Here is a 13219-nt window from a genome sequence, read left to right as displayed (position 1 = left end):
TATCGCTTTCGGTTCGATGAAGCGCATGTGAAAGTTTCGCACCTTCATGCTCCGTTTTCAGTCCGTTCGCGACGCGCTGAGGCGCGCTTGGAGGCAGACTTCTGGTCTGCCTGTAATCGATACTTCTGCACCATTCCCAAGGTCTTGTGGCTCGTGACCGCCTATATCTCGCTGTCCGAATATCTCGCCTCGGCCAGCGCCTTTGCAGCGGTGTACTGCCATCCGATGTCCCAAGTCCGCAAAGAGTTCCTAAGCACGGTCGAAGCAGGGCGCAGGATGTCGGTCCAATACGGAAAGCTACGCGGGCGTCGCTCCGGTGACATTTCTGAGTGATGTACTGTCGGCAAGCGGTAGCGATCATGTTCTTGCGCAACACGGGTTGTCGGCTTGCAGCAAGCGTAATGGCAGATGTCTAAAGGTCTTTCTGTCTGCAACGGCCGTTACTGAAAGAGCTATTTACTGGTTATGCCCTTCGAGCCCTGTATCCTGTGTGCTCTCCGAATTGAAACTCCCGACGTGGAAAGCAGGGCGCCCATCACGACAAGGGGCGCTGCAAGCAGAAACGTGAGACCGGGGATCTCCGCGAACGCAACTGCACCGATTGCGGCAGCCCACAGAACGGTGAGATACTCAAAAGGCGCAAGCAGCGACGCTTCGGCATATCTGAATGCCAAAGTCATCGCGATGTGGGCGGCTCCGCCGAAGAGCCCGGTCAAGATAAGCAGGAGCCAGATCAGAGGCTCAGGTGCGCTCCAACCGCATGGCGCTGTTGCGAGGCCAAATGCCGCTGATGCGAGTGCGAAATAAAAGGCAATGGCGCCTGGACTTTCCGATTTCGCCAGCGTGCGCACTTGCACCAGTGCACCCGCTGTCAGGCCCGCTGTTGTGAGCCCCAGCGCAATCCCAAGGAGTTGAGGGCTGTCGGCTGTGAAATGAGGAAACGTCAGCACAGCGGCTCCGAAAAGACCAAAGCCGACGCCAAGCCAGCGGTACAGGCCAGAACGTTCGTTCAAGAGCAGTGCCGCAAGTGCCACGGTCATGACGGGCGAGAGATAAGAGAGCATTGTCGCCTCTGCGATCGGCAAAAGGCGCAGCGTCGCGAACGAGGTGAACATGGCCGCACCGCCCAATATACACCGCACGAGATGTCCCATCGGACGGCGCGTCGCGAGCCCTTGGGGGAACTCCTGCCGCGCCCAAAGAAAGATTACCAGCGGTACCATCGCGACCGCAGACCGGAAGAAAACAAGCTGCCCCAGCGGCACTGCGTCACCGATGGCCTTGATCGTGGCCGCCATTGCGGTGAACAGCAGGCCAGATAGGATCCTGAGAGCGATCCCGCGCAGTTGTGCCGTCATTTTTGTTCCGCCAGACCAACGCGATCACGCAACAGGTCACCAGATAGATTGAACGCCAAAGCCGAGATGATGATCGGCAGGCCAGGCAGTAACGCATAAGCGAGCGCTGAAAAGATGTAACTGCGCGCCTCAAGCAGAATGGCACCCCATTCTGGCTGCGGTGGAGACGCACCAAATCCAAGGAAGCCAAGGCCCGAAATCGGGAGGATGGCGCGTGCTAAATGCTTCGTCATCACTACGATGATCGCAGGCCCTACGGGTGTCAAAAGATGGTCAATCGCAACACGCATCGAACTCACACCGCTCAGTCTTCCAAGCGCGACATTATCGGATGCTGCCGTGCTGAGTGTCTCCGCTCGTATAACCCGCGCGTAACGCATCCATCCGACCAAAGCGAGAGCAAAGAGGACCTCAGTCCCACCTCCACCCAGAACCCCCGCAACAGCCAGAGCGGCCACAAGCTCGGGCTAAGCAAGGAACGCATCGGTCAGGCGCATAAGCGCGGCACCGTCCCAGCATCCCCGAAACCAGGCCGCCCACGACCTCGACGACCGCTGACACCACCAAAATGGCGAGGCCCACCGACAAGCGCGCGCCCGCCAGGATACGGCTAAAGACGTCACGACCCAGGTGATCAGTGCCAAACCAATGCGTGGCAATCGGCGGTGCCAGCCGGTTGATCGGATCAGGTATCAATGGATCGTAGGGTGTTATGTTGGGACCAAAAACCGCGAGCATTAGAACGAGGCCCGCAAGAATGAGGGCGCACATACGCAACGGATCGGATGCCGTCATAGTCCACCCTGCGCGGTTCGCGGATCGAGCCACAACGTGAGCAGGTCAACCACGAGGTTCGACGTGACAAACGGAATTGCGCTAAAGAGAACAAAGGCCTGGATGACCGGATAGTCACGCCACTCAACGGCCTCGATGAAAATCAGGCTGCGCCCCGCCATCCAGACACGCGATCTGCTGCGGCGGCCCCCTCCAGCACAAAGGTGCTTTCGAGGGCGAAGATCGTCACAACCGACAAGAGTGCGTTGCGCAAGGCATGTCGCCTGATCACGCGCCCCTCGCCAATCCCACGGCCACGCGCTAACGCGATATGAAGGGCGGCGATTGCCTCTATGGTTGCCGATCGAAGCAAATGTGCGGTGGTCACGGTCATGCCGGTTCCAACCGCGAGTGCGGGCAATACCGGATGGACGAAGTCGCCGCGCCTGAACGCCCCGCTGTCCCGTTTTCGCGAAGCGATCTCAACCCCGGCACAGGGAAACACGTATCTTGACCACGCGCGTGTGCCAGAGGTGATCGCTCTTCAGTCGCAACACGCGTCATTCGCACCCCGCGAAGTCGAGATGCTGCAACGCCTCACCGAAGGTGAGGATTTGACGGACATCCCGAAAGGGCTGGGGGTGAGCTATAAAACGGTCGCCAATCTCAGCCTGGCACTCAAAAAGAAGACCGGAACGCAGAGCCTCGCCGATCTCACGCGATACGCAATGCAGGACGACTGTGGCATGACCTCCGCAATCGCTCCGTTCAACACGTGTTGAGCGCGGCGTCTCAGAAAAGAGGTGCGGTGCCTAAACCTGAACTGGCCGGATCAGGGGCAAATCAGCGGTCATCCGCGTCCATCTGGAATGAACACTGATAGCGAAGTTGCTAACAAGGAATCTGTCCCGGCATGGATCTCGGTTCTTCATGGTTCTGCCTGATCGTCTGAGGCAGAACCATGAAGGAAATGCTGGGTGATCGTCTCAGCTTTTGCCGAGATAGACAAAACTCATTTTGTTGCCGTCCAAGTCGCGGACATATGCGCCGTAAAAGTCGGGGCCGTATTTCGGTCGTGGGCCGGGGTCACCTTCGTTCACTCCACCCTTGGAGAGGGCCATTTGGTGCGCCGCATCGACTTCTTCCGCAGTCTCGCATGCCAACCCCACCATATTGCCATTTCCGGACACCGCCGTCTCTTCGTTGAATGGTGTGGCAACCCATACGCGACCGCCCCCTCGCAATTCGTAACAGAATGCGTGGGGCATGTACTCTGCCGTGAGTGTGCCCCCGATGACGGACAGGACCGCGTCGTAAAAGCTCCGCGCGCTTTTGACATCATTTGAGCCAAGCATGACGTAGTTGAGAGACATAAGGTGAAACCCTTCTCTGGAGGTGTGGAGGCTGTTTTTCGTTCGGGTGTGTTCCGAGTTGCTCTGCCTCAGCTCTCAACTGGTGGGAACCATGTGAGCGAAGAATGATGCAGCGAGATCAAAACATGTCCGTTCAGTTTGTGATAGGCAAACGTATAGTCGGCCCGCGTTGCGTTCCCCGCTCCATCCACGAACGTGTAGTGGCCCATGTCCTTATATCCCAGCCCTCCCGCTTTCAGGATGGGGCCGACGGCGCTTTGGAACTCGACTTTCTTCCATCCGCGTTTGAGAAAACCACCGTCCTGCGGATAGTCAGCATCACCGCCAACAAAATACGCTCTCGCTCCCTTCTCATCGAGACGGATCACGTCCGCCAAGGTGGGTTTGAACAAAAGCGGTTCGTCAGGATCGCCGAAGTCATAGAGTGCGAGTAATCCCTCTACGTCTTGATCAGTTACACATTTCGCCCAAGCACGTTGCGCAGTCACAACTTCGGCTTTGGTCATCGGTTCAAAATTGCGGTCGGACATTGCTCTGATTGGTCTTTCTTGGGCAGGTTTTTTAAGTACAAAGATCTGTCTAGCCAGTAAAGGATGATAGCCGAAAGAGCGATTGCAGAGAGGAAAACCTCTTGAGTTGTGACACGCCGCGAATCTTCGACGCTTTCGTCGGAAAAAACGATCTCCCTGATCGAAATCATGTGCGGCGGCCTGAAAGCTGGAGGCGCGTGGCAACACGACACGACCGCTGTTCCAAGGTCTTCTTCTCAGCCATCGCCCGCGCTGGCACGGTCATCTAGTGGCTGTGAGGCCTGATTACAGGTTTTCCCTCCGGCGCACCCTCTCACTTTTTGCTGGATGCTTGCAAAGACGGTCGTCAAGAAGTCTTTCTCAGGGTTCCAAACGCCCTCAAAATCGAACACCAATAATGTCATTCAACGGATGTCTGGACGGGGCTTATTTCAATGCGTCTCGCCCAATTTAGGAATGTGGACTTCCTGGCAAACCAAGTCTGCTCTCAAACTCCGGATCAAGCGCGGATGAGGCGACCGTCTTTTCAGGCAACGTGGTTTTGAACGGTCCACGATGTCGCGGCATTTGCCATATGCTGGATTTTTAGTCAGTTTGAGTACATGGAATTTGTCGACGTCAGCCACAATGGGTTCCTCGTCGTTATGTCCTGCCTTGTCGCTTTGGTGGCTGGCTTTACGGGGCTTTCGATGACACGCGACCTTGCCGCCAAGCCGGTCTTTGAAAAGAAGGCTTCGGTTGCCCTTGCTGCGGTGGCCCTTGGCGGCGGCATCTGGGCGATGCATTTCATCGCTATGCTGGGGCTGCAAATGCCCATCCTGTTCTACTACGACGCCGCGATTACGCTCGTCTCTGCGCTCGCGGCGATCCTCATCGTCGGGGCCGCTCTCATTCTTCTCCACTTTACCGAACGGAACCGTCGAACGATCTCGCTCGCCGGGGGGATCGTGGGGATCGGGATTTTGGTCATGCACTATATCGGCATGGCAGGGCTGGAGCTGTGTCGGGCCGTATATACGCTGCCGGGTGTCATACTCTCCTCGATCGCCGCAATTGCCCTTTGTGTTCTGGCGTTCGGCATCGCTTATGGTCAGCGAACAAACAGGCATATTCTGCTGGGTACGCTTTGCTTTGCGATCGCTGTCTGTACCGTACACTTCCTGGCCATGGCCGGAACCCGGTTCACCGCTGTTCCCAGCGGCGCGGAATTTGGCCCCTTGATGAGCAATGAAACACTCGCGCTTGGCGTGATCCTTTTCAGCTTCGTAATGTTTGGTGCCTGCCTGTGGGTCAGCGTGACGTATCTGCCCGCACCTGAGGAGAAAACATCAAAGTCCGAAGCGGGGCCCGCCGGTTCGAAGCCATTGCTCCAGATCCCATGCGAACGGGATGGCGGGAAGGTCTTCATCTCTGCCGAGGACGTGTTGTTCGTCCGTGCGGACGGACATTACACGCAAGTCTATACCGAGAAGGACCGCCTGTTCTGCGTCTGGCCCGTGACCGAGGCGGCCAAGCGGCTGCTTCCCGCGGGCTTTCTGCAGACACATCGCAGTTATCTTGTGAACCCGGTGCGCGTGACCCGGTTCGAACGGACAAAGGATAAGGGGCGGTGTCTTTTTGACGGAGATGATCTGCCGCCCGCGCCGGTCAGCCGGTCCAAGCTCAAGGCGATACAGGATGCGCTGGCGTCATAGTGCGGCGCAATTCGTGCGAACTTTAGCGCATTTCGTGCAAAATCCCCGTTTTTCATTGAATTTCTAAAGCCGCCGCATACTCGCGTATGCACTCATCCTCCTCAGCCAGAACATTCGCTTTTAGGGAGGAGAGCCGATGATTCCAGCGGCATTCGAGTATTACCGACCCAAGGACATGGCAGGCGTGCTGTCGATCCTGGAAGAGCATGGCGACGATGCCCGCGTCATGGCGGGGGGGCACAGCCTGATCCCGATGATGAAGCTGCGCATGGCCGAGGTGCCGCATCTCATTGACCTGCAGGATGTCGACGGCATGTCTGACATCGAGGTCGCAGCAGACAGTATTCGCATTGGCGCGATGGTGACCCAGCACGCGATCATCGATCACGACGGGCTGGCCGAAGCTGCGCCGATCCTGCGCGAAGCGGCCTTGCAGATCGCGGACCCACAGGTCCGTTACATGGGCACGGTCGGCGGCAATGTGGCGAACGGTGATCCGGGAAATGACATGCCGGGTCTGATGCAGTGTCTGGACGCGACCTTTACGGTCGTGGGGCCCGATGGCGCACGCGACATCCCAGCCCGCGACTTTTACGAGGCGGCCTATATGACCGCGCGGGAAGATGAGGAGGTCTTGACCGCCGTCACAATCCCGCGGCCCAACGGCGGTTACGCGTATGAAAAACAAAAGCGCAAGATCGGCGACTACGCCACCGCTGCCGCCGCTGTGCAGATCGTCAAGGCGGGCGGCACCTGCACGTCCGCATCCATCGCGATGACCAACCTGAGCGACACACCGGTTTTTTCGGAGGCCGCAAGTGCCGCCTTGGTGGGAACCGTCGTGGATGATGCAGCGCTCAAGACGGCGATGGCCGCGATGCTGGGCGATATCGATCCAACCGAAGACAATCGCGGCCCGGTCGCCTTCAAGAAACACGTTGCTGGCGTGATCCTGCGCCGCGCCATCGAGCGAGCCTGGTCACGCGCCTGAGAGGACACATGCCCTCAGGCCGCCAAGCGGGAGGGCGAAAGGAAAAATCATGTCGAAGAAACAGCACTACAAACTCAACGTGAACGGCAAGGAAGAGGAATTCCTGGCCGAGCCAAGGGAACTTCTGATCTTCACGTTGCGCGAGCGGCTGAACATCACCGGCCCGCATATCGGGTGCGAGACCTCGCATTGCGGGGCGTGTACGGTCACAGTCGATGGTAAGTCGGTCAAGGCCTGCACCATGTTCGTGGCCCAAGCCGATGGAAAGGATATCACAACCATCGAAGGCATCGGCGGCCCCGATGATCTGCACCCGCTGCAGACCGCGTTCAAAGAGCATCACGGGCTTCAGTGCGGCTATTGCACGCCGGGTATGATCACCCGCGCGGCCAAGCTGCTGGAGGAGAACCCAAACCCGACAGAGGAAGAAATCCGGTTTGGGATGGCAGGCAATATCTGTCGCTGCACCGGGTATCAGAACATCGTGAAAAGCATCCGCGCGGCCGCTGCGGACCTCAATGCGGCCAAGGAGGCGGCGCAATGAAAGACGAAGTGACCAGCCGCGAAGAGCGTGTCGAAAACCTCAAGGGCCTGGGCTGTTCGCGCAAGCGGGTCGAGGATGCGCGGTTTACCCAGGGCAAGGGCAATTACGTCGATGACATCAAGCTCGACGGAATGCTGTTTGGCGACTTTGTACGCTCTCCCTACGCGCATGCCCGTATCACCGGCATCGACACTTCCGCAGCACTTGAGGTGCCGGGCGTGCTGGCGGTGCTGACGGCCAAGGACCTTGAACCTCTGGGCCTGCACTGGATGCCGACGCTGGCGGGCGATAAGCAGATGGTTCTGGCGGATGGCAAGGTGCTCTTTCAGGGGCAGGAAGTGGCCTTTGTCGTGGCCGAAGACCGCTATGCCGCCGCGGACGGGATCGAGGCGGTCGAGGTGGAGTACGACGAGCTGCCGGTGATCGTCGACCCGTTCGAGGCGCTGAAATCGGATGTCGTCCTGCGCGAAGATACGGTGGACGAGGCCGGGGCGCCCAAGGATGGCGCGCACGGGCCGCGCCGCCACCCCAACCACATTTTCACCTGGGAAGCGGGCGACAAGGCGCCCACCGAAGAGGTCATCGCCAATGCGGAGGTCGTGGCCGAAGAGACGATGTATTATCACCGCACCCATCCATGCCCGCTTGAAACCTGTGGCTGCGTGGCGTCGATGGACAAGGTCAACGGCAAGCTGACGCTCTGGGGGACATTCCAGGCGCCCCATGCGATCCGCACAGTGGTCAGCCTCATCTCAGGCATCGAAGAGCACAATATTCGCGTGATCTCCCCAGATATCGGCGGCGGGTTCGGCAACAAGGTGGGCGCCTATCCGGGTTATGTCTGCTCTGTCGTGGCATCGATCGTGACCGGAAAGCCGGTCAAGTGGATCGAGGACCGGATGGATAACCTGATGACCACGGCCTTTGCCCGGGATTACTGGATGAAGGGACGGATCAGCGCCACGAAAGAGGGCAAGATCACCGGGCTGCATTGCCAGGTCACCGCCGACCATGGCGGGTTCGATGCTTGCGCGGACCCAACCAAGTTCCCGGCCGGATTCATGAATATCTGCACGGGATCCTATGACATCCCGACGGCCTTTCTAGAGGTGGATGGCGTCTATACCAACAAGGCGCCGGGCGGTGTCAGCTATCGCTGTTCGTTCCGTGTGACCGAGGCGGTCTATTTCATCGAGCGGATGATCGAGGTGCTGGCCATCGAGCTGAACATGGATGCCGCCGAGCTGCGCCGGATCAACTTCATCAAGAAAGACCAGTTCCCTTACAAGGCCGCGCTGGGCTGGGAATATGACAGTGGCGATTACCATACCGCGTGGGACAAGGCGCTTAAGACCGTGGATTATCACGGGCTGCGGAAAGAGCAGGCCGAGCGGGTCGAGGCCTTCAAGCGCGGCGAGACCCGAACGCTCATGGGCATCGGCCTCAGCTTTTTCACGGAAATTGTCGGCGCCGGGCCCGTAAAGAACTGTGACATCCTGGGCCTCGGCATGTTCGACAGTTGCGAGATCCGGATCCATCCGACCGGGTCGGCGATCGCGCGGCTTGGCACGATTTCCCAAGGTCAGGGCCACGCGACGACCTTCGCGCAGATCCTGGCCTCCGAAATTGGTCTGCCCGCAGACAGTATAACGATTGAAGAAGGCGATACCGACACCGCGCCTTACGGGCTTGGCACCTACGGGTCACGCTCAACCCCGGTGGCGGGCGCGGCCACGGCGATGGCCGGGCGCAAGATCCGCGCTAAAGCGCAGATGATCGCGGCCTACCTGCTGGAGGTGCATGACGACGATGTGGAATTCGACGTGGATCGCTTCGTCGTCAAAGGCGCGCCGGAACGGTTCAAGACGATGAAGGAGATCGCCTTTGCCGCCTACAACCAGGCCATTCCGGGGATTGAACCGGGGCTGGAGGCGGTGAGCTACTACGACCCACCGAACATGACCTACCCGTTCGGGGCCTATGTCTGCGTGATGGACATCGACGTCGACACCGGCGTGCCGGAGATCCGCCGCTTTTATGCTTTGGACGATTGCGGCACGCGGATCAATCCGATGATCATCGAGGGGCAAGTCCATGGTGGCCTGACCGAAGCGCTCGCCGTCGCGTTGGGACAAGAGATTGCCTATGACGACATGGGCAACGTGAAAACCGGGACGTTGATGGACTTCTTCCTGCCCACGGCTTGGGAAGTGCCCAATTACGAGACCGATTTCACCGTGACGCCGTCGCCGCATCACCCCATCGGGGCCAAGGGCGTCGGAGAGAGCCCGCATGTCGGCGGCGTGCCGTGTTTTTCGAACGCGGTGCAGGATGCCTTCCGGGCCTTTGGGCTGCGCCATACCAACATGCCCCACGACCATTGGCGGATCTGGAAAACCGCAAATGAGCTTGGCCTGCATGACTAGAGGCAAAGGGCAGGGCGGCGTTTGTCCCGCCCTGCCGGAGATCCCCCATGACATGGACTGACTTACAATCCCAGCTTGGGCGACACGGCTACGTCGCCTCAGACGATCTGACTGTTGCGCTGCATTTGGCCCTCGCGCTTGAGCGCCCGCTTCTTCTGGAAGGCGCTGCAGGTGTGGGAAAAACGGACATTGCACGGACGCTGAGCGAGGTGCGCGATACCAGACTGATCCGCCTGCAATGTTATGAAGGGTTGGATGCGGCGCATGCCATTTACGAATGGAACTACCAGCGGCAATTGCTGACGATCCGGGCCGCCGCGGAGGATGGCGAGACGGGAAAGACCGTTGAAGACCGCATCTTCTCCCGCGACTTTCTTCTGGAACGGCCCTTGCTGGCCGCCATCACGCAAGATCGCCGACCGGTGCTGCTGATCGACGAGATCGACCGCGCCGATGAAGAATTCGAAGCCTATCTGTTGGAAGTGCTGTCGGAGTATCAGGTCTCTGTGCCGGAACTCGGGACGATCACGGCGACGACCAAACCCATCGTTATTCTCACCTCGAACGGCACGCGCGATCTGTCGGACGCGCTCCGGCGCCGCTGTCTTTACACTTATGTCGATTATCCGGACATGCAGACCGAGCTTGCGATCCTCAAGGCGCGCTGTCCGGGGATCGAGGCGCGGCTGGGCGCGCAGATCGTGGGCTTTGTTCAGAAGTTGCGCGAAGAGGAGCTGGAAAAGACGCCTGGCATTGCCGAGATGCTCGACTTTGCTGCCGCTTTGATGGGCCTGGGGATTGCGGATCTGACTGACGATCCGACGGTGCTGCATGCGACACTGAGCACGCTTTTGAAAACCCAGAGCGATCAGGCGCAGATCACCCCCGATGTGGCCGCGCGTATCGTCGGGAAAGCGGCATGAGCCGCGTGACGCGATTTGCGGGCCGTGATCCGGGGCCAGCGAGCCGGATTGCCGGGTTTATCGCGCATTTGCGCCAAAACGGTCTGCGCCTCGGTGTTGCAGAGGTGGAGCTTGCGCTGAATGCCATGAACGAGGTCAATGCCGTCGTTCCCGATGAATGCCGACGCGCCCTACGCGCCGTCTGCACCGGATGCACGGACGAGGCTGAGCGGTTCGACACCCTGTTCGACAGCTTCTGGATGGATGCGGGCCGCGTGAAGCAAAAGGTCGTGCCAAAGGCGCAAGCGGCGCCGCGGGATGATGTGCATTCCTCCCGTCAGGCAAAAGGTCAGGATGCCGGAGCGTCGGGCAGCGCCACAGCCCCCGACACGAGCGGGGAAGAGGCCGAAAGTGATGGCACCGGCAAGCTGATCGCAACCGAGCGGCGTAACCTCAGCCGGCGCGACTTGCGTGACCTGGTGAGCGCCGACGAGATCGCAGAGGCCGAAGCCGTTGCCCGCCGGATGGGTGCTGCCTTGCGCGACCGTCGCTCACGCCGTCGGATCGCGGCGCGCAAGGGGGATCGGCTGCATTTCCGAAAGACCATCCGGCAAAGCCTCGCGACCGGTGGCGAGCCCTTGCGCCTTTTGCGCAAGCATCGCCCGGATCGCAGCCGCAAGATTGTGGCCCTTTGCGATGTTTCGGGCTCCATGAGCGTCTATGCGCAGGTGTTTCTTGCTTTCCTTGCGGGGCTGATGCGAGCGGACAAGGACGCAGATGCCTATCTGTTTCACACCCGTCTTGTGCGCATCACCGAGGCGTTGCGTGACAAAGACACGATGCGCGCCATCGGGCGGATGTCGCTGATGGCGGATGGCTTTGGCGGCGGATCGAAGATCGGGCTGTCGCTGCAGCGCTTTGCCGATACCTATGCGCGGCGCTTTGTGGATGGCCGGTCGGTCGTGATCATCCTGTCGGATGGCTACGACACCGAACCGCCCGCCGCCCTGTCGGCGGCGCTCGCAAAACTCCGCAAGCGGGGCTGCAAAATCATCTGGCTCAATCCGCTGAAAGGCTGGGCGGATTATGCGCCGGTGGCGGGCGGCATGGCGGCGGCGCTGCCGTATCTCGATCTGTTCCGACCGGCAAACACGCTTGCGGATCTTGCCGCCCTAGAGCCCGAATTGGTGGCGTTATGAGCCCGGCGGAAATCCTCGACACCAAACTGGCTGATGCGGCGCAGCATCTGCGCGACCGCCATGAGCCGTTCGCATTTGCCACGATTGTCCGCACAGCCGGAGCGACCGCCGCAAAGCCGGGCGCCAAGGCACTTTTGAGTGCCGATGGATCGATCCTGCACGGCTGGCTTGGAGGCGGATGTACGCGCGGCGCGGTCAAACGCGCAGTGCTTGAGGCCCTGCAAGTGGGCCAGCCACAATTGATTTCCGTGGCTCCCGAGGAGTTTCTGGAAAAAAGGGGCGTGGCCGCGGGCGAGGAAATCGACGGAACGCGGTTTGCCCGCAACGGATGCCCGTCCAAGGGAACGGTCGATATCTTTATCGAGCCTTGCCTGCCAATGCCCGAACTCGTCGTGTTGGGCGCATCTCCGGTGGCGCAGGCCTTAAGCGCGATGGCGCCGCAATTTCACTGGTCGGTCTCCGCCTCGCTCACGCCCGGGACGGCCCCGCATTGCCGCAGATGCGTTGTGATCGCGACGCAAGGGCAGGGGGATCTTGATGCGCTGAAATCCGTTCTGGTCGAAGCGCCCGATTATGTTGCCTTCGTAGGCAGCGCGCGGAAATTTTCGACCCTTGCCGGGAAACTTGAGGCTGCTGGAATTCCGACGGCGGCAATCAGCGCCGTCTATGCGCCTGCCGGGCTGGATCTTGGGGCCGTCACGCCCGAGGAAATCGCACTGTCCATCCTTGCGCAATTGGTCCGCGTCCGGCGGCAGGACCTGGGTCGCGCCTATGCGTAGCGTGACCGCGATCCTTTTGGCCGCGGGCCTGTCCCGCCGCATGGGCGCTTGGAACAAACTTCTGCTGCCAGTAGATGGCGAACCCATGGTGCGTCGGGTGGCCAGGACGTACCTGGCTGCAATCGATACACCCCTGACCGTCGTGACCGGACATGACGCGGAAAAGGTAAGGGCCGCGCTTTCCGGTCTTGCAACATCCTTTACCCATAACCCTGACTTCGCCAGCGGTCAGCCAACTTCTGTCGCGGCGGGTGTGCGAGAGGCGCCCAACGCCGATCTGCTTCTCATCGGTCTTGCGGATCAACCAAAGCTGACCCCACATGATCTCACCGCCCTGATCGCGGCGCACCGACAAGGGGACGCTGCCAAGATCACGATCCCGATACATGACGGCGCACGCGGCAACCCCATTGTCGTACCCCGCATGTTACGGCCCCGTCTGCTGGACCATCCGGATCGTCCGGGATGTATGCACTTCACCCGGCAACAGCCCGAACAGGTACAGATCGCCTTCCTCCCGGCGCCCGGGTTCTACGCCGATATCGACACGCCGGACGACTACGCGGCACATGTCCAAACACTGGGGGAGCCCATCCCATGATGCAATGTTTCAACCGGATCCGATGCCTCTTGAAAAAGCTCGCGATGA

Annotated in this window: 15 protein-coding genes; 9 read left to right on the top strand and 6 right to left on the bottom strand. The window is 60.0% G+C overall.

From position 1 onward, the window contains the following. Positions 1–452 precede the first annotated feature (452 nt). The 4 genes from CFI11_RS15840 to CFI11_RS15830 form a co-directional block, all read right to left on the bottom strand. Positions 453–1358 carry a DMT family transporter gene (locus tag CFI11_RS15840; protein ID WP_130407639.1) on the bottom strand — a complete coding sequence of 302 codons (906 nt, stop codon included), beginning with the start codon at positions 1356–1358 and terminating at the stop codon, positions 453–455. Then, positions 1355–1816, bottom strand: a complete 462-nt coding sequence (locus tag CFI11_RS15835; protein WP_130407637.1) for an ABC transporter permease — start codon at positions 1814–1816, stop codon at positions 1355–1357. Before CFI11_RS15835 ends, CFI11_RS15840 begins: the two co-directional genes overlap by 4 nt. Beyond that, positions 1770–2153, bottom strand: coding sequence for a hypothetical protein (locus CFI11_RS24975; RefSeq protein ID WP_371687436.1), 384 nt, complete (start codon positions 2151–2153; stop codon positions 1770–1772). The genes CFI11_RS15835 and CFI11_RS24975 overlap by 47 nt, the downstream gene beginning before the upstream one ends. Positions 2154–2295: 142 nt before the next feature. Further along, the gene (locus CFI11_RS15830; protein ID WP_254448935.1) at positions 2296–2526 is read right to left on the bottom strand and encodes an ABC transporter permease subunit; all 231 of its coding nucleotides are present in this window, start codon (positions 2524–2526) and stop codon (positions 2296–2298) included. On the opposite strand from CFI11_RS15830, the gene CFI11_RS15825 reads away from it, so the two are divergent. Then, positions 2525–2914 (top strand): LuxR C-terminal-related transcriptional regulator, encoded by a 390-nt coding sequence (locus CFI11_RS15825; RefSeq protein ID WP_165390284.1) that lies wholly within the window; start codon positions 2525–2527, stop codon positions 2912–2914. The genes CFI11_RS15830 and CFI11_RS15825 overlap by 2 nt on opposite strands. A 204-nt stretch (positions 2915–3118) precedes the next feature. Here the strand turns inward: CFI11_RS15825 and CFI11_RS15820 are convergent, their stop codons facing one another. Further along, the gene (locus CFI11_RS15820) at positions 3119–3505 is read right to left on the bottom strand and encodes a VOC family protein (RefSeq protein ID WP_130407631.1); all 387 of its coding nucleotides are present in this window, start codon (positions 3503–3505) and stop codon (positions 3119–3121) included. A gap of 68 nt (positions 3506–3573) precedes the next feature. Then, the gene (locus CFI11_RS15815) at positions 3574–4035 is read right to left on the bottom strand and encodes a hypothetical protein (protein WP_130407629.1); all 462 of its coding nucleotides are present in this window, start codon (positions 4033–4035) and stop codon (positions 3574–3576) included. 602 nt (positions 4036–4637) lie between these two features. On the opposite strand from CFI11_RS15815, the gene CFI11_RS15805 reads away from it, so the two are divergent. The 8 genes from CFI11_RS15805 to CFI11_RS15770 all read left to right on the top strand — a co-directional run bounded on the left by CFI11_RS15805 (position 4638) and on the right by CFI11_RS15770 (position 13171). Further along, positions 4638–5729 carry an MHYT domain-containing protein gene (locus tag CFI11_RS15805; RefSeq protein WP_130407627.1) on the top strand — a complete coding sequence of 364 codons (1092 nt, stop codon included), beginning with the start codon at positions 4638–4640 and terminating at the stop codon, positions 5727–5729. A gap of 136 nt (positions 5730–5865) precedes the next feature. Continuing rightward, positions 5866–6720 carry a xanthine dehydrogenase family protein subunit M gene (locus CFI11_RS15800; protein ID WP_130407625.1) on the top strand — a complete coding sequence of 285 codons (855 nt, stop codon included), beginning with the start codon at positions 5866–5868 and terminating at the stop codon, positions 6718–6720. A gap of 49 nt (positions 6721–6769) precedes the next feature. Further along, a complete protein-coding gene (locus CFI11_RS15795; protein WP_130407623.1) occupies positions 6770–7264 on the top strand; it encodes a (2Fe-2S)-binding protein in 495 nt (164 codons plus the stop codon). Further along, positions 7261–9690, top strand: coding sequence for an aerobic carbon-monoxide dehydrogenase large subunit (locus tag CFI11_RS15790; protein WP_130407621.1), 2430 nt, complete (start codon positions 7261–7263; stop codon positions 9688–9690). Before CFI11_RS15795 ends, CFI11_RS15790 begins: the two co-directional genes overlap by 4 nt. Before the next feature lie 47 nt (positions 9691–9737). Further along, positions 9738–10613 (top strand): MoxR family ATPase, encoded by an 876-nt coding sequence (locus CFI11_RS15785; protein WP_130407619.1) that lies wholly within the window; start codon positions 9738–9740, stop codon positions 10611–10613. Continuing rightward, the gene (locus tag CFI11_RS15780) at positions 10610–11791 is read left to right on the top strand and encodes a VWA domain-containing protein (protein WP_130407617.1); all 1182 of its coding nucleotides are present in this window, start codon (positions 10610–10612) and stop codon (positions 11789–11791) included. The genes CFI11_RS15785 and CFI11_RS15780 overlap by 4 nt, the downstream gene beginning before the upstream one ends. Then, positions 11788–12570 (top strand): XdhC family protein, encoded by a 783-nt coding sequence (locus CFI11_RS15775; RefSeq protein ID WP_130407615.1) that lies wholly within the window; start codon positions 11788–11790, stop codon positions 12568–12570. The genes CFI11_RS15780 and CFI11_RS15775 overlap by 4 nt, the downstream gene beginning before the upstream one ends. Continuing rightward, on the top strand, positions 12563–13171 hold the full coding sequence (locus CFI11_RS15770; protein WP_130407613.1) for an NTP transferase domain-containing protein: 609 nt from the start codon (positions 12563–12565) through the stop codon (positions 13169–13171). The genes CFI11_RS15775 and CFI11_RS15770 overlap by 8 nt, the downstream gene beginning before the upstream one ends. Positions 13172–13219 lie beyond the last annotated feature (48 nt).

The organism is Thalassococcus sp. S3 (genome assembly GCF_004216475.1).
Taxonomy (GTDB): domain Bacteria; phylum Pseudomonadota; class Alphaproteobacteria; order Rhodobacterales; family Rhodobacteraceae.
The sequence above is the reverse complement of the archived record's forward strand: the minus strand, read 5'-3'. Positions and strand labels throughout refer to the sequence as shown.